Source organism: Vibrio sp. D417a (assembly GCF_030248595.1).
In the GTDB taxonomy this organism is placed as follows: domain Bacteria; phylum Pseudomonadota; class Gammaproteobacteria; order Enterobacterales; family Vibrionaceae; genus Vibrio; species Vibrio alginolyticus.
This window is the reverse complement of record NZ_JAHGAM010000001.1, coordinates 15,023-34,184: the sequence shown is the minus strand read 5'-3', so window position 1 is coordinate 34,184 and position 19,162 is coordinate 15,023. Positions and strand designations below refer to the sequence as shown.

Genomic DNA, 19,162 nt, shown 5'->3' with positions numbered 1-19,162 from the left:
CATTCTAATTATCAAAAGTAAACTACTTAGTGTAAAATAGATCAAGAAATGATCTTCTTAACTTAGCAAGCTTATGAATGTAAAAAGAAAAAGTCGTAGCGAAACCAAAAGAGAAGCCATCCTGTGCGCAGCAAAGCAAGCGTTCCAAGAGTTTGGGGTGCAAAACACCAGCATGGATAAGCTCTCTGCTATCGCGCAAGTCTCTAAGCGCACGGTCTACAACCATTTCCCTTCTAAGGAAGCGATCGTGACGGAGTTGCTGACTGAGCTTTGGCGTTCGTCAATGATGGAAAGCGATATTAAACGCTTGGCCACTCTGCCACTCAAAGATCAATTGATTGAATTACTCTACAGCGAGATCATTGTGGTGACGGAACCAAACTATATTGAGCTGGCAAAAGTGGCATTTGGGCACTTCTTATTTAAGCCGGAAGATCTCAAAGAACAAGCAGAACAAATGTCGAAACAGGAAACCGCCCTGTACCGCTGGCTTACTGAGAAATCGAACAGTGGCGCTTTGCAAATTGATGATGTACATATAGCAAGCACTCAATTGCACAACTTACTTAAAGGCAGTGCATTCTGGCCGCAGTTAATGGGAATTCGCCCCTCTTTGTCGAATGAAGAATCTAGGCTGTTAGCTACCCAAACGGCGGAACTTTTTTTAAGTCACTATCAAAACAGCTAAAAACAGCGGTCAAATTGGCCGCTTTTTTAAGCGATAATTCGTGACAAAGCGATGAAATTTTTGCTCAATTTTATTTATCTCACCCTTGACAGTCTCATACCGCAAGGCGTGAGCGTTCGATAAAATATTTTTGTCGTGTCGACGATGCTTTTTCGTTTTCATCTCACAAAAAAACGCCCTAAGGTGCGCACCTCTGACGACGTGGTTGTTCAACCACAATTCTAAATCGTTGAAGTAAGTAGGTTATGTCATAACATGATCACCTGCCTACTGCATTCTATGCTCTATACTTATATTTTAATTTGGTACTGACTTACTAAGGAATTGCCATGCGTATTGCTATTCTCTCTCGTAATGAGAATTTATATTCAACCATGCGCCTAAAACAGGCGGGTGAAGAACGTGGGCATCAAATCGATGTGATCGACACGCTTCACTGTTATATGGACATTACGAGCAACAACCCTAAGATCCGCTACAAGGGTGAAGAATTACCGCAATACGATGCTGTTATTCCGCGTATTGGGGCATCTATTACGTTTTACGGCACTGCTGTTGTACGTCAGTTTGAAATGATGGGTACATTTTGTGTCAACGAATCTGTCGCGATCAGCCGCTCTCGTGACAAATTGCGCTCATTACAACTGCTATCACGTAAAGGCATCGGTTTGCCACGCACTGGCTTTGCTCACCATCCTGACAACATTCAGGACGTGATCAAAAACGTTGGTGGCGCACCTCTAGTGATTAAATTGCTAGAAGGCACTCAAGGCATTGGTGTTGTACTTGCTGAAACAAATAAAGCGGCAGAAAGCGTGATTGAAGCTTTCATGGGTTTGAAAGCTAACATCATGGTGCAAGAATTTATCGAAGAAGCAAAAGGCGCGGACATCCGTTGTTTTGTTGTCGGAAATAAGGTGATTGCCGCAATGAAGCGCCAAGCAAAAGAAGGCGAATTCCGTTCTAACCTTCACCGTGGTGGCTCTGCACAACTCGTGCGTTTGAGCAAAGAAGAGCGTGCGACCGCTGTAAATGCAGCGAAAGTGATGGGCTTGAACCTTTGTGGTGTGGATATCCTTCAATCTAAAAATGGCCCAGTGGTAATGGAAGTGAACTCTTCCCCTGGTCTAGAAGGCATCGAACTAGCAACTGGTAAAAACATTGCAGGTATGATCTTCGATTTTATCGAGAAAAACGCTAAGCCAAATTCAAACCGTACTCGCGGTAAAGGTTGATTTTTGTTTAACGCACAAGAGAGCCAAAAACCGGCTCTCTTGTTACTCGTCGCTAGGATGACACTATGAATCAGAAAATGATCATTGGGAATGCCGAAGCTATTTGCTTGCCAGAGTTAGGGATTACTCACCTTGAAGCGCGTATTGATACAGGCGCTCAAACCTCTTCATTACATGTAGACAATATTGATTGCTTTGAAAAAGATGGTCAGTCTTATGTTGCATTCGATTTGCACCCAGATGTATACCATTTAGAACAAGTGGTTCGCTGCACAGCGAAACTAAAAGCAAACCGTAAGGTTAAATCTTCTAACGGTACTTTTGAGCACCGCTGCGTGATCACAACGATGCTGCGTATGGGCGACCAACAATGGCCAATCGACATTACGTTGACTAACCGTGAAAAAATGACTTACATGATGTTGTTAGGTCGTCAGGGCATGGCAGACAAAGTGCTCGTTGATCCTAGCCAATCTCACTTATTGGCATCTTAACCCCGTAGCTTCAGATGAGTGATCGAACGTTTTTGTTGAGCATCACTCGTCTGACTTTATCTTCGCCTACTTCCTACGAAATAACGCAAACAACAATCCCTTCGCTTTAACTTTTGTCACTCGCCAGTGCGTCATTGGCTTAGTCGGCGCTGTATTCAAAATGTGCTGATACGCTTTTTCATCCAAAGTTACCTCTCCCCCATGTGCCAAAAGCAAACATTGCGGATTCATCTCAAACACACGCTTTAATGATTGCCGATATTGATTCGGATGAAATATGGGAAACGGCGCAATCAGATGCTTTTTCACCTGCACCATTAAATCCGCCACATACAGCACATCTTGTTCAGAATGATAAACCGACAGATCTCGGTCGGTATGCCCAAGCGTTTCTAGCACCTGCCAATCATCAAATCCAGGAATAAACTCTCCATCAATAAGTTCAATATCTGGCTTTAGCTTGCGGGAATACCACAGGTTTTGCTTTGGTTTACGCATCCGATTCGCCATCCAGCGTGCTAACATCAAATCGGTCAAATGCATTAGCCAACCGTCTACACCGCTATACCACTGGCTCTCTCGCTTTGCGGCCAATAGCTTACATCCTGTTAAATCACGTAGTTTGTGCGCACCACCAGCATGGTCTGGATGCATGTGGGTCACAACAACCAACTTTAGGTCAGAAAAAGGACGATGGAGTTGATGTTCAATAAAGTCTTTAAGATGAGGGATGTCTGCTCGACTGGCACCATCAAGCAACAATAATTTATCGGGATATTCGGCGAGATACATGGTCTGAATGTACCCCTGAATTCTGTGCAGCTGCAAAATATGTCCTTATTTTAGTGAGATGCTTCATGACCGAATCCTTACTGGTCAGACCAACTATAACAGCAGAATGGACGCTTCGGTAAACAAATATTCACACGTAGCGACGACAACAAATCATAATCGAGATGATAGATTTTAATCATTAGACTCAAGGGCCCTTTTATCCGTTAATGCGCGCACACGGAGTTCGTGTCAGGGTATGAGGTAAATACCTCATGATTTGCTTTTTTGTACTTTTCCTTCTAATTAATTAAGGAGTTAAGTACATTTTTGTGAGAATCGAGTTGGAAAAAGCAACTAAATTAGACCGCATCCGCGCGGACTACAACGTTCACTACTGGAGCCAAGGTTTCTACGGCATTGATGACCAAGGCGAAGTATATGTATCACCACGTAGTGATCGTGCACATCAAATCCCTTTCAGCGCTATTGTAAATGAGCTAGAAGCGAAGCAGTTAAATCTGCCTGTATTAGTACGCTTCCCGCAAATCGTGCACCAACGTGTGCATGGTATTTGCTACGCATTCAACCAAGCAATTGAAGAATACCAATATCCAAACAAATACTTGTTGGTGTACCCAATTAAAGTAAACCAACAACGTGAAGTGGTGGATGAAATTCTAGCGAGCCAAGCTCAACTAGAAACCAAGCAGCTTGGTCTTGAAGCGGGTAGCAAGCCAGAATTGTTGGCGGTACTTGCATTGGCTCAACAAGGTAGCTCCGTGATCGTGTGTAATGGCTACAAAGACCGTGAGTATGTGCGTCTTGCACTGATCGGTGAAAAGCTGGGTCACAAGGTATTCATCGTACTAGAGAAGCTTTCTGAGCTGGATCTGGTACTAGAAGAAGCGAAAAGTTTGGGCGTAAAACCGCGCCTTGGTTTACGCATTCGCCTCGCCTCTCAAGGCGCAGGGAAATGGCAAGCAAGTGGCGGTGAAAAATCGAAGTTTGGTTTATCAGCATCGCAAGTGCTTAGCGTTATTGAACGTCTTAAACGCGAAGGCAACCTAGACGCGATGCAACTGGTTCACTTCCACCTTGGTTCACAGATGGCAAACATCCGTGATGTACGCAATGGTGTGAACGAGTCTGCACGTTTCTACTGCGAACTACGCGCACTCGGTGCAAACATCGAGTACTTCGATGTGGGCGGCGGCTTGGCAGTGGATTATGACGGCACACGCAGCCAATCATCGAATTCGATGAACTACGGACTTGCAGAATACGCACGTAATATCGTCAACACTGTGGGCGATGTGTGTCTGCAATACGAACAACCAATGCCAGTGATCATTTCGGAATCGGGTCGCTCGCTAACAGCGCACCACGCTGTATTGATTTCTAACGTAATTGGTACCGAATCGTACCTACCGGAAGAAGTACATGAGCTTGATGAGGACGCTCCGCTTTTGCTACAAAACATGTGGCGAAACTGGGAAAACTTACAAGATGGTACAGACGCTCGTGCGTTAATTGAGATTTACAATGATACCCAAAGTGATTTGGCAGAAGTGCACTCTCAATTTGCGACAGGCGTGCTTAACTTGGAACAACGTGCGTGGGCAGAACAATTGTCACTGCGCATTTACTTCGAATTAAGCCGCAAGATGAGCACTAAGAATCGCTTCCACCGTCCGATTCTGGACGAGTTGAGCGAACGTCTTGCGGATAAGTTCTTCGTGAACTTCTCTCTCTTCCAATCTCTACCAGATGCTTGGGGTATTGATCAGGTGTTCCCTGTTCTGCCACTTTCTGGTCTGGGCGAGGCGGAAGAGCGTCGTGCAGTGATGTTGGACATCACATGTGACTCTGATGGCGCGATCGATCACTACGTTGATGGTCAAGGCATCGAGAGCACGCTACCTGTACCAGCTTGGAGCAAAGACAAACCGTACTTAATGGGCTTTTTCCTAGTAGGCGCATACCAAGAAATCCTTGGTGACATGCACAACCTATTTGGTGATACCCACAGTGCTGTAGTCAATGTTGATGAACACGGTCAATTTGAGATCAGTTACATCAACGAAGGTGATAGTGTAGAAGACATGATGCGCTACGTTCATATCGACGTGGATGCGATTCGTGACAATTATAAACAATTGGTTTCACAGCGAGTTGAAGCCAATGAACAAGCACAAATCCTAGCAGAACTAGAACAAGGTCTAGCAGGATACACCTATTTAGAGGACTTCTGATATGAATGATTTGTTTACTAAAACTGATTATTCGCTTTACTCCAACTCTATGTCGTTTTTACGTCTGCCGTACATTCGTAACCCGGTATCGGCAGACGCAGACGTTGTGGTGTTGGGAGTCCCTCTGGACATGGCAACATCTGGGCGTCCAGGTGCGCGTATGGGTCCAGATGCAATTCGCCGTGCCTCAGTCAACTTGGCATGGGAAGGTAAGAAGTTCCCGTGGAGCTTCAACGTATTGGATAAACTGAAAGTGATCGACGCAGGTGATCTCGTGTTCGATTGCGGTGATGCGGAAGATTTTACTTACCGCCTTGAAGCGGCAACCAGTGAAATTCTAAAAAGTGGTAAAACCATGTTGGGATTGGGCGGTGACCACTTCATCACGCTACCTATCCTACGTGCCTATGCGAAGCATCATGGCCAAATGGCTTTGATTCACTTTGATGCTCATACGGACACCTATGCAAATGGCAGTTCATACGACCACGGTACGATGTTCTACCATGCGCCGAAAGAAGGTTTGATCTCAGCAAAGAACTCAATACAAATTGGCATTCGTACGGAGTACAAACAGCAAGATCACGGCTTCAATGTGATTAATGCGATGCAAGCGAATGACATGTCGGTGAACGAGCTCCTAGAAGAAATTCGTCGCACCGTCGCAGACAAGCCAGTATATGTCACTTTTGACATCGACTGCTTAGACCCGGCCTTCGCACCGGGAACTGGTACACCAGTTTGTGGTGGCTTGAACTCAGACAAAGCGCTGAAAATTATTCGTGGTTTAGCCGGCATGAATATCGTGGGTATGGATGTTGTCGAAGTATCGCCTCCATACGACCACAGTGATGTTACCGCACTAGCGGGAGCAACCATCGCACTAGAAATGCTTTACGCATACGCATCTGAGCGCGAATAGACATAATCATTTCTAAGGGAGCTTCGGCTCCCTTTTCTTTCTGATGCCTTCCTCTACCTTTTATTCACTCGTTTCATCTTGAACTCAGATCAACCGAGCAGACGCTTTATTTTTGCACTTTAACCATTAAAAACAGTTACCTATAAGGCTCATACTATTCACGAAAAGCAAAAGATTTAACGTAAATAGACAAAGAAATGCACCGCTTTTTGAAAACAAAATCGGATTAGTTTTTCTAATTTAAATCATAGATTTTTATCTTGCTCGACTTCACACTTTTCGATTGCTAATTATACAAGCAAGCACTATTATCTCGCGCAAATATCCCCGCAACACAAGAAGTCAGTTGGCACTCTGTAAAAGAGCGCTAAGGGTTTTTACGTCTTAAACTTTTTGGAGAGATACGCAAATGTCTGCTTCGTTTCCATTAGCGAAACTTACCTTTTTAATCGCTATATTGACTGCCGTGGGTCAAATGACCCAGACAATGTACGTGCCTTCAATCGGTCATATGGCGGGCGAGTTTTTGGTATCTGCGTCATCACTTCAAGCTGTGATGGCTTGTTACCTGATCCCATATGGCTTGTCGCAATTTGCGTATGGCACACTATCGGACCGCTTGGGACGCAAACCGATCATCATCGTCGGGCTGCTTATCTACATCGCGGGTACACTGGTAGCATTATTTGCACATCAATTTGAATGGTTCTTGATTGGTAGCTTTATCCAAGGCTTAGGTATTGGTTGCGGCGGTGCGATGTCACGCACTCTGACTCGCGATTGCTTTGAAGGCTCTGATCTACACAGAGCAAACAGCTTAATTAGCATGTGTGTGATTTTCTCACCATTAATGGCACCAGTATTAGGCGGCTACCTAACAGAAGCTTTCGGATGGCGGTCAAGCTACTTGTTCTTAGCGCTATTTGCTATCGCGGTTGTGATCACCATGATGACAAGCATGATGGAGACGCTACCAAAAGAGAAACGCAAATTCGAACCAGTAGCCAAAAGCTACAAACACGTTTTGTCTGACCGCCGCTTTCAAGGCTTTTTGATTTGCCTGGTTGCAACATTCGCTGGTGTGGGTGTATTCGAAGCGGCGGCTGGGGTGTTGTTAGGTGGGGTATTAGAATTACCAGCAACAACGGTAAGTTTGCTGTTTATATTGCCGATCCCAGGTTACTTGGTGGGCGCAGGCTTATCTAGCTATATAGCAAGACGTCGCTCTGAGCGTCGTGCTCTAAATGTAGGCTTGGTCTCTATTTTTGTGGGCTCTGCTATTGTGCTCATCCCAGGCTTGTTTGGTTTAACCACAGCATTAACGCTGGTTGGAGGCGCAACCGTGTACTTTTTGGGTGCAGGTATTCTCTTCCCAGCAGCAACAACTGGAGCGATTGCGCCATTCCCATACCATGCAGGAACAGCAGGCGCGACATTGGGTGGAATGCAAAACTTGGGGGCAGGTGTAGCAACTTTGCTCGCGTCACTATTTCCAGCGCATAACCAGATGCCTTTGGGCATTTTGATGATGGCAATGTCGGTAATTGCAATGCTTGGGTTAATGTGGGTGAATCGAGCACACAATCACTCAAACGAAGTACCGCAAGTTATCTGATCATTATCAGCTTACTTTCAAAATCCAAAAGGGACACACTCAACAAGTGTGTCCCTTTTTTCATATCACACTATATCGATTTCCCGATGAGAATGATTTAACTTTCGAATTGATATTTGTTAAAAATAACAGCTGCTTACACAATGTGTTTTCAGCTCCCTTCAAATTGAGTATCCAACTCGAAATATTGAGGATTCTCACTTTTTCGGTATACCCCATAACAAAGAATGGACAACTGAAAACCACTAACAAAATGAAAGCCCAGCCCTCAGGATGAGGCCACTTGGGTGTACAATAAGGATAAAATCAGATGCGTTTCACTTTAACTACGTTGGCCGTCTCGGTCGCGCTTGTCGCCGGATGCAGCAATCAAGGAATCCCCAGCATGACTCAATACTCCCAAACACAGATCGTTGCTCAACAAACTCAAGCTCCGGTTGCGAAAAAAGTCCCTCACTCGATGACTATTCATGGCGATACCCGCGTTGATAACTACTACTGGATGCGTGACGACGAACGTAAAGACCCTGAAATTTTACAGCACCTAGAGAAAGAAAATCAGTACGCAGAAACCGTTCTAAAGCACACTGAAACACTTCAAGATACGCTATTTGAAGAAATTAAAGGGCGCATCGCAAAAGACGACAACTCAGTACCGGTTCGTAAAGGCAACTATTTCTACTCCAGTGAAGTGACCGGAGATAACGAGTACGAAGTCCATTTGCGAGCTAAAGACTTTGCAGGCAAAGACAAACAAATCATTTTAGATGTCAATGAACTAGCAAAAGAACATGAATTTTTCAGTATCGGCGGCCTATACGTTAGTCCGAATGAAAACTTATTGGCGTATGGCGAAGACACATTAAGCCGCCGCGTGTACACCCTTAAGATCAAAGACCTGACAACAGGCAATTACCTACAAGATGAAATCGAAGGGGCCTCAAGCGCTGTCGCATGGCAGAACGATAACAACGCCTTTTACTACATCAAAAAAGATCCACAGACCTTATTGGGCTACCAAGTTTATCGTCATGTATTGGGCACACCACAAAGCAGCGATGAGCTGATTTTTGAGGAAACCGACAGCGCCTATTACACCTCACTAAGCAAAAGCAAAGATGGCGAAGATATTTATATCTGGCATTCGAGTACAGAAACCAGTGGGGTCTCTATCATTGATGCGAACAACCCTAAAGCAAAGGCGAAACCGTTCTATCCTCGTGAAGATGGCATTGAATACAGTATTTCTAAGCTAGGCGATTGGTACTACATTTATACTAACTATCAAGCCGTCAACTTCCGTTTGATGAAAGTTCATCAAAATGACATGCATGACCGCTCTAAATGGCAAGATGTGATTGCCGCAGACGACAACACTCAACTTGTCGACTTCGAGTTATTCGATGATCACATCGTCTATGAGCAGCGCTCTAACGGCCTAGCAAGCGTCACTGTACGTCAGCTTTCAACAGGAAAAGAACTCCCCCTCACATTTAATGACGATGCGTTTGCTGCCTATTTGACAGGTAACCTAGAGCTGGATAACGAGAAAGTTCGTATTTATTACAGCAGTTTAACCACTCCAGGAACCTACTACGATTTCGATCTAAAAACGGGCGGGTCAGAAATCATGAAGCAAACACCTGTACTTGGTGATTTTAATCCTGACAATTACCAATCAGAACGCATCATGGTCACAGCCCGTGACGGTAAAGAAGTACCCGTTTCTTTGGTGTATCGTAAAGACTTATTTAAGAAAGATGGTACGAATCCACTCTACCAATATGGTTATGGATCTTATGGCGCAACCATTGAGCCAACTTTCCGCTCGACACGTTTGAGTCTATTGGATCGCGGCTTTGTTTACGCCATTGCTCATATTCGTGGATCTGAAATGCTTGGCCGCCCTTGGTATGAAGACGGTAAAAAACTAACCAAGCAAAACACATTCAACGACTTTATTGATGTGACTAAAGGTTTGGTTGAACAAGGCTACGGCGCGAAAGATAAAGTCTTCGCTGTTGGTGGCTCTGCAGGAGGTCTCTTAATGGGGGCTATCATCAACCAAGCACCAGAACTGTACCGCGGTATCGGTGCACATGTTCCGTTTGTGGACGTGGTAACCACCATGCTCGATGAATCGATTCCATTGACCACCAATGAGTATGATGAATGGGGTAACCCAAATAACAAAACATACTATGACTATATGTTGAGTTACTCGCCTTACGACAACATCAAGGCGCAAAACTACCCGAACATGTTGGTAACGACTGGCTTGCACGACTCTCAAGTACAGTACTTTGAACCAATGAAGTGGGTCGCCAAACTTCGTGAAATGAAGACAGACGATAACGTCTTGTTGTTCAAAACCGATATGGAAGCCGGACACGGCGGCGCATCTGGTCGATTTAAACGCTTAAAAGAAGATGCGCTAGAGTATGCCTTCTTCCTCGATTTACTCGATAAAAAATAAGCGTATTAATAGAACTGCATCTCTTCTAACAACAAAAATGCCCGCAAGTTGCGGGCATTTTTTATAGACGCACTCTCTAAACAAAGAGTGGGGTTACCTAAGCACAGAATGACTAGCGTCTCTTATAGCCAAAGGATAGCAGAAAGAAAAACGCCTACTCACAACGAGTAGGCGTTAACACAATAAATGTGTTTAGGCAGTAGAAACTGGCCTATTTATTAGAAGTAGTAACGAGCACCTAGAGTCCAGTAGTCGTTCTCTTCATTGTTGTAGTCGTTACCTAGATCAAACTGGTAAGCTGCAAACGTTACGAAAGCAGGAGTTACAGCGTACTCTGCTTGTAGCGCAGTTTCGCTTGAAACTGTCTTATTGTCTTCTTCGTCTTCTACGCCTTCGTAGTTAACGCTGAATGTCCAATCGTTTACGCCGTATGCCAAAAGAGCTTCAAGTTGAGAAGTGTCTTTACGCATTTGGTAGAAGTACTCGTTCATACCGTATACTACTGCTGCGTATAGACCTGAACCGTACTGACCGTAGTTTACAGAGAATAGGTGTGATTCAGCGTTCTTAGTACCTAGAGTCGCGTTTTTAACATCACCACCGCTGTATACGTAGCCTAGACCAAAGCCAGCTACAGAACCGCTCAATGCAACTTGACCACGTTGCTCGTATGTTGTTGCATCTGAAGTTTGCTCACCTTGCCAACCTAGACCTAGGTTGAAAGCAAAACCTTCACCAAATTCAAAACCTTTACGGTAGCTAAGCATTTTATCAGCACGAGCTGAGCCTAGGTTGCCGTGGTTGTCGTACAAAAAGTCGTTCGCAAACGCGATTGGTAGATCCGCAACGCCAGCGACATCGTAGTAAGGTGACCATTGAGTACCTGCTACTAAACGGCCAAACTGCTCATGAGTAGCACCGATGTAACCTAGACGAGTTTTGAACGATTGCTCGCCACCGTTTAGGTAGTTAAGCGCCCATTCACCTTTAGCGTCGATAGTAATACCGTTGCCAATGTCTTTCTTACCCGCAACGTTAATACGTGGAGACACTTGGTGAACTTTTACATCTTCTTCGAAATACTCACCCACGCCAACTGAAACGTGACCGCCGATCGATAAAGATGTACCATCGCTGTTGTAAACTTCTGCTGCGAAGGCCTGTGAACCACATGCTAGTGCCGCCACTGCAACGGCTAGAGTTTTCATTTTCATTGTTAACATCCGTATAGTTGTTTGTACCGGTTCGCTTAGAAACAGATTAAATCCGAATCAATCGCAACGAACACATAACAAAGTAGTAATGAAATAGAAATGAAACAAACACTTTCTTATGCAACCAGTGGTATTAATGCTCACATTTTGAACTGAGTCACAAAAAAATAGGGAACTTTTCATTCCCCATCATAAAATCTGTGGCTTTTTACGTGTCACATCTCCCAACGTGCGAGTGGCTTCTCAGTTTTGATACCCTTACTGCCCCAGCGGTCAATAACATCAATTTGCAGTATGCGGCTCGGTTTAATAAGCGATGTCAAGGTTTTCGACGGTCGTTTATCCGTCACTAACCATAGCGTTTTATCTTGTTCAAACTGAGCTTTTAAAGATAATTTGTCTTCTTCTGTCCACTCGAGTTCCGGCTTAAATTCGCGCCCAACCACAAACAATTGGTTGCCAGAGGCAAAGTCCTCTAATGACTCACTCATCAGTACCACTGAATCGATGCCTTTATCGAAGATCTCTGCCTGTTGTTGGTTGATCAGTTCACGCACATTGAGCATAAGAGCCTGTTGATTCGTTTGAATAGCCTTTTGGTGTTCAGGATATACACGTTGTAGATCCTCTCCAACAATGCCCGCCATTCGGATTAAGTTTGTAGGGTTCAGCCATGCGTACTTCGATGTTGACCCGTTTTCCAATGTCAGTACTGCAACTCCTTGAGCTCTAGGAGAAATGGCCTGCGATGCATCGATTTCAATCAAGTGAATGTTGCCCTGTCGAGCGTAAACATAAGTCGGGTCTTGTTTCCAAATCGCACCAAGAGTAACAGCAACCGTCGCGGCTTGACCCGCTTGCTTAACTTGCTCTGTACCTTTATTTGCGAACCAGTTCTCAAGACGCTCAACGCCGTAACGCTTTGGAGGCAGATACTGAGTCTCTATCCCTGTACCTTTCATGAGTTGCTCAGACAACATGTACGTGACGGGAGTGCTGGTTAAAATGTCTTTGGCGCCTGCCAACGATGGAAGTGTCGTCGCTATAACCAAACCAAAAGTTATCGCTAATTTTTTTATCTTCATGTTCATTACTTTATAAAAAGGGTTACGCTTTTTGGATAATTCGGTAAACCGTTGCTGTTAGGAAAAATGCCGCAGAAACAATGATGATGGATGCGCCTGATGGCACTGGTAGCTCAAGCTCCATCGGCAGTATGGTTCCTACTAAACACGCAATGGTTGCCAATAAAGAAGAAAGGAGAACAAAACTGCCCATGCGTTTAGTCAATAACCTAGCCGTTGCACCAGGAATCAGTAGCAATGCACCAACCAATACCGCGCCAATAATCTTTACCGCGGCGATGGTGACCAAGGTGATCATCATGACAAATAAGTAATCATAAAAGCTGGTATTAAAGCCGCGTACACGTGCAATATCCGGGCTGATACAAGTTAGCAAAATGCGGTTAAACGTTGGAATAAGAAGCAGTAATATGATCAAACAACTGATCGCTAAAATAAGGATATCGTTGTCCGTCACAGTCAAGATCGAGCCAAACAACACGTTCTCCAACATGTGAATGTTGATCTTGCGAGCAACGTACATTAACAGCGCAGCACCAACCGCTAACGCTAGTGCAAGAAAAACCCCAACCAGTGTGTCGTAAGGTACATTCGTACGATTACGAACAAAGTGAAGCAACAGCGCAAAAATCATACAAAAGCTAAACAATCCGATGATCGGATTCTCTGGCGGCTCACCGAGCAACACACCAATCGCGATTCCGGTAAGCGCAGCATGCCCAACCGCTTCAGAGAAAAAAGCCAGTCGCTTGGCGATGACTAATGTACCAAGACCACCAAGTAATGGTCCTAATATCAGCGCTGCAACAATTGCGTTCACCATGAAAGCATAAGAAAAGCTATCGCTTAACCATCCAGCTTCAACGCCGCTAACCGCTAACTCTCGCAACCAATCCATTATGCAGCCTCCACTTTTGCTGTGTAGTGCTTGAATAATGTTTCTATACGATCAGGACTTAGTACATCTGAATGGTGCCCTGACGCCACAATTTGACGATTTACAACATGGACCTGCGCATCTAAACGGCGCACTGCGGTCACGTCATGGTGCACTGCCAGTACCGTTTTGCCTTCTCCAACGACTTCATGAATCAAACCTTCAAGATATCGAACACCTTGCTCATCCATGCCAGTTGTAGGTTCGTCTAAAACCAATAAATTGGGCTCATCCAGTAAAGCTTGCGCAAACAAAACACGCTGTTGCTCACCGCCAGAGAGTTGCCCCATACGACGGTCGCTACGCGTTGCCATACCCACGCGATCCAGCTGGGCCAGGGCATGTTGAGTTTGTTTCGTTTTACGTCGCCAAAATAGAGGGATACGGGTTTGGTTAAGCAGTACAAAATCCATCACGGTTAACGGGAGGCTTGCTTCAAACATCGCTTTTTGTGGCACATACCCTATCTTCCCCGAGGCAGCTGATGGCTCTGGCCAATTGAGTGCAATGTTTCCCGAAAATGGCGTAAGTCCAAGTACCGAACGAAGCAAAGAGGTTTTACCACCGCCGTTCGGTCCCATAATCACGTGACATTTCGCGTTCTCGAATTCGGCGCTGATGTTCTGCAAAATGATATTGTCGGCGTATTTTAGGCCCACGTTACTTAAGGAAACGGAAGGTCCGGTCATTACGCCTTTTCCCCTGCTCGCTTACTCGCCACAAATTTCATGGCTTCGATTAGTGTTTCCACATTATCGCGCATCTCAACCTCGACTTTATCAGCCTCATACTCACCGTGAGTCATGTGAGAAAAGCGATAAAGCTGCACCCCAGTCGCCTCTTCGATGGTATCAACAAAGCGATTCGGCATATTGAGCTCATAAAACAGCACATCAATGCCCGATTCACGAATTTTCTCTATCGTTTCCTGTAGCTGACTTGCACTTGGTTCAACGCCATGAGCAGGCTCAATGACAGCGGCAACGTCAACACCAAACTCCTGAAGGATATATCCGTAAGCATTGTGGGTTGTCGCCACCTTCATACCAGCCGTGTCCAGCTCACCAAGAGACAACATTGCATCACGCTTCATCAGGCGAAATGTTTTCGCGTATTTACGAGCATTTTGGCGATAGAACGTAGCATTGTCTGGGTCCAATTGGCTTAGCTCACTCGCGATGGTGTAAACCTTTTGAATGGTTGTTGATAGACCGACAAAGGTGTGAGGGTTCACTGCTCCTTGACCAACAGACTGCCCCATAGCGGGCAATAAAGGCACTTCTTTGTTCGCTTCGATAACCACGAGATCATCACGCTGAGAAGCCTTGATCACTTTCAGTGCAAAATCGTCATGACCAATACCATTGATCACTATTACGTCCATTTCATTTAAGCGTTTAAGATCATTAGGTTGTGGTAAATAGTTGTGAGGATTAAAACCAGCATCAACCAAAGGAATGATGTCCGCCTTCTCACCCACAACGGCTTTAACATAGCTGTAATAAGGTTGTAGCGTAATACCAATACTGAGTTTTTCGGCAGCAAAGCCTGTAGAAGACACCGCCAATAACGCGGTGGCTGTAAGAATACGACGTAAAAGAGAGCGTTTGATCATAGTACTTATCAATTATGTTGTCTTAATGGACGTGAGAGTGAGAGGAAGAGTCTGACACAACGATTTGTTTCCAACCGAAATCGTGGCGTTTTGCTAGCTCGCTTAGTCCCTCCACATTTAACGAACGGCTAGAATCATTAAACCAAATATCAGCTTGAGAACTGCGGCTATCCAACAGCATGGAAGCAGAGCCTTGGGCACTGGTCTTCACGCCAATGTAGACACCGTCATCAATTCGTTGCCACTGATGAGAACCTTTACGCTTCCAATTTTGGTCTTTCACGAAAGGAGCAATCCAAAGCGCCTCCATATCAGAGATCTCAGGCCAAGTTCCGGTATCTAACTGCAAATCACGAATCTCTTCATGAGCGAGCTTAAGTTCAGCGATCAACCCCAACTCGTTTTGATGTAAATCCGTGATTAACACTTGATGAGACTGCATGTCTGGCTTTTCAGTCGCGACCTGATGGTAGGGCATAAGTATGGCTGCTGAACTGAGAATCGCTGCGATTGTCAGTGCGACCCACTTTCCTTCTCGGTTACCATCATCAGGGCGAACTTTCTTTACACTCATTTCTCTTTCAGCTCAACGATATCCACTTCCACCGGGCTTTCATGTCCGGCATCAAATACCAAATAGAAATCTGTTTCAGGGTGAGTAAATTCTGCGATGGAACGCTTATCTGTTTTTTCTTTGGCGATCAGATTGTCGTCGTAATCGTACATTTCGACATCGTAGTCGACCGCTGTCGATCCATCCGAGTAGCCCGCTTCACAAATCACTTTATCTTGCGCCAAGTGACAGCTCATCAGAGGAAAATGTGCAGCAGCGTGAAAGGACGCAAATCCAGAAAAAAGCAAAACCGCTTTTAGAAGAGAAGTGTTATTCATGATAATTCCAAAATGGCCCAGCAATTGCTGAGCCTAATTCGATTAGTTAAGTTGAGTTTCAAACGTAAGATGAACATTGGCACTCGCTTTATCCGCCAATGGATTATCTTTTAATTCACCTTTGTAGTTCGCTTTCATTAAGTAGCGCCCAGCGACTTCTGGCGTGAAGATCACTTTGCCATCTTTATCGCTCACCACATCGATTTGTTCTTGATGGTTTCGGTACATGGTACCTTCACGTGTAATCTCAGCAGTAACGCCCTCTTGTGGCTCTCCGTTAAAGAAAAACTGGAAAGTCACAGGCTCACCTTCAATGATGTCCGATGGATGCGTGATCGGTTTCATCTCCAGCATTTTGCCTTCAATCTCCAACGCTTTGTCCGTTGGCATACCAACCGTAATGTAGCTTTCTGCTCGGGTGTAACTTAGTTGAGTAACCACATCACGCGCTTGCTCAGGAAGCACGTCACCACGCTCAGCTTTGTTTGCTCGCGCCCATTTCACCGTATCACGACGGCCCGCTTTGTATTGTGTGTAGTAGCTCGGCTGATTATTAATCGCGACTTTGTGCGTGCCTTCTTCTGTAAAAAAGAAATCAAACATAGAGCGACGCTTGCCACGAACAACAAAGTTAGGACGCTCAGAGCGGCCATCCGGCATCACCACAAATGCCTGATCACTACCCGCAGGCTTATCAAAAACAAACGTTCCGTGAGAGGCAGTAACATCAAATGTCAGCCAGTCACCGCCTTCTTTAGAAACCGTAAAGTGAGAGGGCAGAACCCAACGTGGATGTGCTTGTGCGGTGGTGGTTACAGCCAATCCCATTGCCATTACACTCGCCAATGCCACTGCTTTCATTTTGGTTTTCATTGTTGTGTCCTTTAATCACTTAACTTGATAATTGACGGTGATGACACCCGTCTCTTGTGTTGGTTTAAGCTCATAGCGCACGTCACTGTCCGCTAGCGTTATTTTTTGACGTAAGTAGTTTCGCCCACCGTGTTCACGAACGACCTCGACGTACAACGTGTAATTTCCTTGTTCCAAACGCTCCCCTGCGTCATTGGTTCCATCCCAGACAAAGCGGTATTGACCAGCAGGACGTGTTGCAGAAGTCACCGCATCAACAAGTTCACGATCATAACGACCCACTTTTCTCCACCAGCTGCGTAGATCTTTTAACCATTCGTCTTTCCCTACCCATAACTGGATGGTTTTAACCGGTTTACGCTGATCGTTTTCAACCCAAACCGCCACATAAGGGCGTGCATACATTGAGGTATCTATCTTTGGAAGTTCGAGTTCGAAGTCGACCTTCGCGTTATCTGGTAGAGGCGCCGCGGAAAGAGAGAAAGGAGTAAAAGCCGCGATCAAAGCGGCTTTACAAAAGTGATTACGGCGGAAAAATCTTCCTGTGTTCAACATAAGTGTTCTCTAAAAAAGCTGTTATGGAACAGCAACAAAATAAATTACGAGCGGCAGTAACGTACCAAAGCTCATCCATTGCATTGACGTTCTGAGCGTCTTCTTCTTAGGCAGTAACAAGCACACGCCTGTAAGAACAAAAAACACCATCAAAAGCGCAGTGACGTCGATAAACCACTTCCAAATCCCACCACTGTTGCGTCCTTTATGTAGATCGTTCAGCAGCGCAACAATACCGTAGTGCGTCGTTTCGACGTCTGCTGCACCAGTAGTCATATCAATAAAGACCGTAGCGTTATAACCCGGGCCTTTAAAATCCATAGAAAGCTCTCCGAGTAACAACTCACCTTGCTCAACTTCGGTATACACATCTAGTGCGGAGGGAGTGCCGCGAAGCTCGGTTTCTTTAGTCAAGAAAGCTACCAGTTCTTCACGATTAGGTTGAAAGGTATCTGAATGTGAGAATAGAACTGAGTGCGGAACCGTCAGAGTATGTTGTTGAATGATAGGTTCACTGCGTTCAAACAATTCGGGGCGATTGAGGGTAATACCAGTTACTGCAAAAAACAGCGTAACTAAGAGAAGAGCCATCGAAATATAGATATGTAGGCGGCGAGCCCAAGTTTGAACACCTTTGCTTTTAAGCAACATAGAAACAATCATCACCAATAAATGTGGGGCATAATTTAGGTGATAATCATTCGTATTGGCATTTAATTTACATTGTTTACTTTTTCAATTCAGCTTGGCTTGCACATGTTTTAGCTATTTGGCCCAATGCGAGTTACCGATTGCCTACCCTCTAGATAATAACCCTATCAATTTTAATGACTCAAAATTTAATGATATTTCCAATACTAAAAAGTGGGATAGACTCCACCAAAATGCGCCTTTATGTATATTTAATGAAAAGCTTAAAAGCTATCCATAAACTAGATAAAAAAGGTAAGCTAAGAAGTTAGTGTAGGGTTAGATAGAGAAGATTTTCTGATGCTAGCCAAACGTTATGGTGTAGTTCAGAAGGAAAAATATGAACAAGAATGTTGGAATAATTCTCTTATCACTTTTCTCAAGTGTCACTTTCGCAAGTGAAAAGTTTGAAGCCAGTTTGTTTAACAACGTAAGCCAATCTATCGATAATTATGGTGCTAAGATAAAGCTGTGCGAATCTATGGCAGACCAGAATACACCTGACAAACAAACCCTAGAGTATTCAAAGAAGCATATAGAAGCATTAACTCCTGTTCTGCCGTTTTTAAGCGAGAAAGCTTTTGAGGCTTGTGTATTAAAAGAGAAGCAAGAGCTAGCATATTATCTATTAATAGCAAAAAATAACGCTTCAAGAACCTCAACATTAAAGCTTGTAGAATCGACTGAAAGCCTAACTTTTCATATCGAACCTACATCGAGAGAAAAGTTTGAAACACTGAGCAAGGTACATCAAGAATATATAGAGAAAAGCCCTTTTTTCTCCCGACCATTTGATGCATTAGCTTTTTATGAAAAGCTCATACAATAAATAGCCTTTATGACTTT

General features: G+C 44.6%; 19 protein-coding genes. 8 read left to right on the top strand and 11 right to left on the bottom strand.

The genetic code is table 11. From position 1 onward, the window contains the following. Positions 1-73 precede the first annotated feature (73 nt). The 3 genes from KI742_RS00175 to KI742_RS00165 all read left to right on the top strand — a co-directional run bounded on the left by KI742_RS00175 (position 74) and on the right by KI742_RS00165 (position 2,417). Positions 74-688, top strand: a complete 615-nt coding sequence (locus tag KI742_RS00175) for a TetR/AcrR family transcriptional regulator (RefSeq protein WP_213871498.1) — start codon at positions 74-76, stop codon at positions 686-688. Between the two features lie 329 nt (positions 689-1,017). Next, complete coding sequence (gene rimK, locus KI742_RS00170) at positions 1,018-1,923, top strand: 30S ribosomal protein S6--L-glutamate ligase (protein WP_005374224.1); 906 nt, start codon at positions 1,018-1,020, stop codon at positions 1,921-1,923. Positions 1,924-1,988: 65 nt separating this feature from the next. Further along, on the top strand, positions 1,989-2,417 hold the full coding sequence (locus KI742_RS00165) for a RimK/LysX family protein (protein ID WP_005384193.1): 429 nt from the start codon (positions 1,989-1,991) through the stop codon (positions 2,415-2,417). 66 nt (positions 2,418-2,483) lie between these two features. On the opposite strand, the gene KI742_RS00160 is transcribed toward KI742_RS00165, so the two are convergent. Further along, the gene (locus tag KI742_RS00160; protein ID WP_064354549.1) at positions 2,484-3,209 is read right to left on the bottom strand and encodes an MBL fold metallo-hydrolase; all 726 of its coding nucleotides are present in this window, start codon (positions 3,207-3,209) and stop codon (positions 2,484-2,486) included. A 323-nt stretch (positions 3,210-3,532) separates the two neighbouring features. On the opposite strand from KI742_RS00160, the gene speA reads away from it, so the two are divergent. From speA to KI742_RS00140, 4 genes are all read left to right on the top strand, one after another. Further along, the gene (gene speA, locus KI742_RS00155) at positions 3,533-5,443 is read left to right on the top strand and encodes an arginine decarboxylase (protein ID WP_306309078.1); all 1,911 of its coding nucleotides are present in this window, start codon (positions 3,533-3,535) and stop codon (positions 5,441-5,443) included. Between the two features lies 1 nt (position 5,444). Then, a complete protein-coding gene (gene speB / locus KI742_RS00150; protein WP_285385007.1) occupies positions 5,445-6,365 on the top strand; it encodes an agmatinase in 921 nt (306 codons plus the stop codon). 409 nt (positions 6,366-6,774) lie between these two features. Further along, on the top strand, positions 6,775-7,980 hold the full coding sequence (gene emrD, locus KI742_RS00145) for a multidrug efflux MFS transporter EmrD (RefSeq protein WP_005374234.1): 1,206 nt from the start codon (positions 6,775-6,777) through the stop codon (positions 7,978-7,980). A 310-nt stretch (positions 7,981-8,290) separates the two neighbouring features. After that, the gene (locus KI742_RS00140; protein WP_081886414.1) at positions 8,291-10,456 is read left to right on the top strand and encodes a S9 family peptidase; all 2,166 of its coding nucleotides are present in this window, start codon (positions 8,291-8,293) and stop codon (positions 10,454-10,456) included. A gap of 218 nt (positions 10,457-10,674) precedes the next feature. Here the strand turns inward: KI742_RS00140 and KI742_RS00135 are convergent, their stop codons facing one another. The 10 genes from KI742_RS00135 to KI742_RS00090 all read right to left on the bottom strand — a co-directional run bounded on the left by KI742_RS00135 (position 10,675) and on the right by KI742_RS00090 (position 18,277). Continuing rightward, complete coding sequence (locus KI742_RS00135; protein WP_017635534.1) at positions 10,675-11,670, bottom strand: porin; 996 nt, start codon at positions 11,668-11,670, stop codon at positions 10,675-10,677. Positions 11,671-11,885: 215 nt separating this feature from the next. Continuing rightward, the gene (locus KI742_RS00130; RefSeq protein WP_033906236.1) at positions 11,886-12,755 is read right to left on the bottom strand and encodes a metal ABC transporter solute-binding protein, Zn/Mn family; all 870 of its coding nucleotides are present in this window, start codon (positions 12,753-12,755) and stop codon (positions 11,886-11,888) included. A gap of 22 nt (positions 12,756-12,777) precedes the next feature. Beyond that, complete coding sequence (locus tag KI742_RS00125; RefSeq protein WP_005393560.1) at positions 12,778-13,653, bottom strand: metal ABC transporter permease; 876 nt, start codon at positions 13,651-13,653, stop codon at positions 12,778-12,780. Further along, positions 13,653-14,381, bottom strand: a complete 729-nt coding sequence (locus tag KI742_RS00120) for a metal ABC transporter ATP-binding protein (RefSeq protein WP_017635536.1) — start codon at positions 14,379-14,381, stop codon at positions 13,653-13,655. Before KI742_RS00120 ends, KI742_RS00125 begins: the two co-directional genes overlap by 1 nt. Next, the gene (locus tag KI742_RS00115) at positions 14,381-15,307 is read right to left on the bottom strand and encodes a metal ABC transporter solute-binding protein, Zn/Mn family (RefSeq protein WP_062730845.1); all 927 of its coding nucleotides are present in this window, start codon (positions 15,305-15,307) and stop codon (positions 14,381-14,383) included. The genes KI742_RS00120 and KI742_RS00115 overlap by 1 nt, the downstream gene beginning before the upstream one ends. 22 nt (positions 15,308-15,329) lie before the next feature. Beyond that, positions 15,330-15,881: a DUF6162 family protein gene (locus KI742_RS00110; RefSeq protein ID WP_285385008.1), complete on the bottom strand. Its 552-nt coding sequence runs from the start codon at positions 15,879-15,881 to the stop codon at positions 15,330-15,332. Beyond that, entirely contained in the window at positions 15,878-16,198 is a 321-nt protein-coding gene (locus KI742_RS00105) for a hypothetical protein (protein WP_005374251.1), read from the bottom strand. The genes KI742_RS00110 and KI742_RS00105 overlap by 4 nt, the downstream gene beginning before the upstream one ends. A gap of 42 nt (positions 16,199-16,240) precedes the next feature. Further along, entirely contained in the window at positions 16,241-17,071 is an 831-nt protein-coding gene (locus KI742_RS00100) for a DUF4198 domain-containing protein (protein ID WP_005374252.1), read from the bottom strand. A gap of 15 nt (positions 17,072-17,086) precedes the next feature. Beyond that, complete coding sequence (locus KI742_RS00095; RefSeq protein ID WP_285385009.1) at positions 17,087-17,626, bottom strand: DUF2271 domain-containing protein; 540 nt, start codon at positions 17,624-17,626, stop codon at positions 17,087-17,089. A 21-nt stretch (positions 17,627-17,647) separates the two neighbouring features. Further along, a complete protein-coding gene (locus tag KI742_RS00090; protein ID WP_285385011.1) occupies positions 17,648-18,277 on the bottom strand; it encodes a PepSY-associated TM helix domain-containing protein in 630 nt (209 codons plus the stop codon). A 379-nt stretch (positions 18,278-18,656) separates the two neighbouring features. Between KI742_RS00090 and KI742_RS00085 the strand changes: the two genes are divergently transcribed. Continuing rightward, the gene (locus KI742_RS00085; RefSeq protein ID WP_042523421.1) at positions 18,657-19,145 is read left to right on the top strand and encodes a hypothetical protein; all 489 of its coding nucleotides are present in this window, start codon (positions 18,657-18,659) and stop codon (positions 19,143-19,145) included. The last annotated feature ends 17 nt before the right edge of the window (positions 19,146-19,162 follow it).

What these genes read in the sequence shown, in the direction of transcription:
- KI742_RS00175 (WP_213871498.1), top strand. Translation starts at nt 74, where the DNA reads ATGAATGTAAAAAGAAAAAGTCGTAGCGAAACCAAAAGAGAAGCCATC.
- rimK (WP_005374224.1), top strand. Translation starts at nt 1,018, where the DNA reads ATGCGTATTGCTATTCTCTCTCGTAATGAGAATTTATATTCAACCATG.
- KI742_RS00165 (WP_005384193.1), top strand. Translation starts at nt 1,989, where the DNA reads ATGAATCAGAAAATGATCATTGGGAATGCCGAAGCTATTTGCTTGCCA.
- KI742_RS00160 (WP_064354549.1), bottom strand. Translation starts at nt 3,209, where the DNA reads ATGTATCTCGCCGAATATCCCGATAAATTATTGTTGCTTGATGGTGCC.
- speB (WP_285385007.1), top strand. Translation starts at nt 5,445, where the DNA reads ATGAATGATTTGTTTACTAAAACTGATTATTCGCTTTACTCCAACTCT.
- emrD (WP_005374234.1), top strand. Translation starts at nt 6,775, where the DNA reads ATGTCTGCTTCGTTTCCATTAGCGAAACTTACCTTTTTAATCGCTATA.
- KI742_RS00140 (WP_081886414.1), top strand. Translation starts at nt 8,291, where the DNA reads ATGCGTTTCACTTTAACTACGTTGGCCGTCTCGGTCGCGCTTGTCGCC.
- KI742_RS00135 (WP_017635534.1), bottom strand. Translation starts at nt 11,670, where the DNA reads ATGAAAATGAAAACTCTAGCCGTTGCAGTGGCGGCACTAGCATGTGGT.
- KI742_RS00130 (WP_033906236.1), bottom strand. Translation starts at nt 12,755, where the DNA reads ATGAAGATAAAAAAATTAGCGATAACTTTTGGTTTGGTTATAGCGACG.
- KI742_RS00125 (WP_005393560.1), bottom strand. Translation starts at nt 13,653, where the DNA reads ATGGATTGGTTGCGAGAGTTAGCGGTTAGCGGCGTTGAAGCTGGATGG.
- KI742_RS00120 (WP_017635536.1), bottom strand. Translation starts at nt 14,381, where the DNA reads ATGACCGGACCTTCCGTTTCCTTAAGTAACGTGGGCCTAAAATACGCC.
- KI742_RS00115 (WP_062730845.1), bottom strand. Translation starts at nt 15,307, where the DNA reads ATGATCAAACGCTCTCTTTTACGTCGTATTCTTACAGCCACCGCGTTA.
- KI742_RS00110 (WP_285385008.1), bottom strand. Translation starts at nt 15,881, where the DNA reads ATGAGTGTAAAGAAAGTTCGCCCTGATGATGGTAACCGAGAAGGAAAG.
- KI742_RS00105 (WP_005374251.1), bottom strand. Translation starts at nt 16,198, where the DNA reads ATGAATAACACTTCTCTTCTAAAAGCGGTTTTGCTTTTTTCTGGATTT.
- KI742_RS00100 (WP_005374252.1), bottom strand. Translation starts at nt 17,071, where the DNA reads ATGAAAACCAAAATGAAAGCAGTGGCATTGGCGAGTGTAATGGCAATG.
- KI742_RS00095 (WP_285385009.1), bottom strand. Translation starts at nt 17,626, where the DNA reads ATGTTGAACACAGGAAGATTTTTCCGCCGTAATCACTTTTGTAAAGCC.
- KI742_RS00090 (WP_285385011.1), bottom strand. Translation starts at nt 18,277, where the DNA reads ATGTTGCTTAAAAGCAAAGGTGTTCAAACTTGGGCTCGCCGCCTACAT.
- KI742_RS00085 (WP_042523421.1), top strand. Translation starts at nt 18,657, where the DNA reads ATGAACAAGAATGTTGGAATAATTCTCTTATCACTTTTCTCAAGTGTC.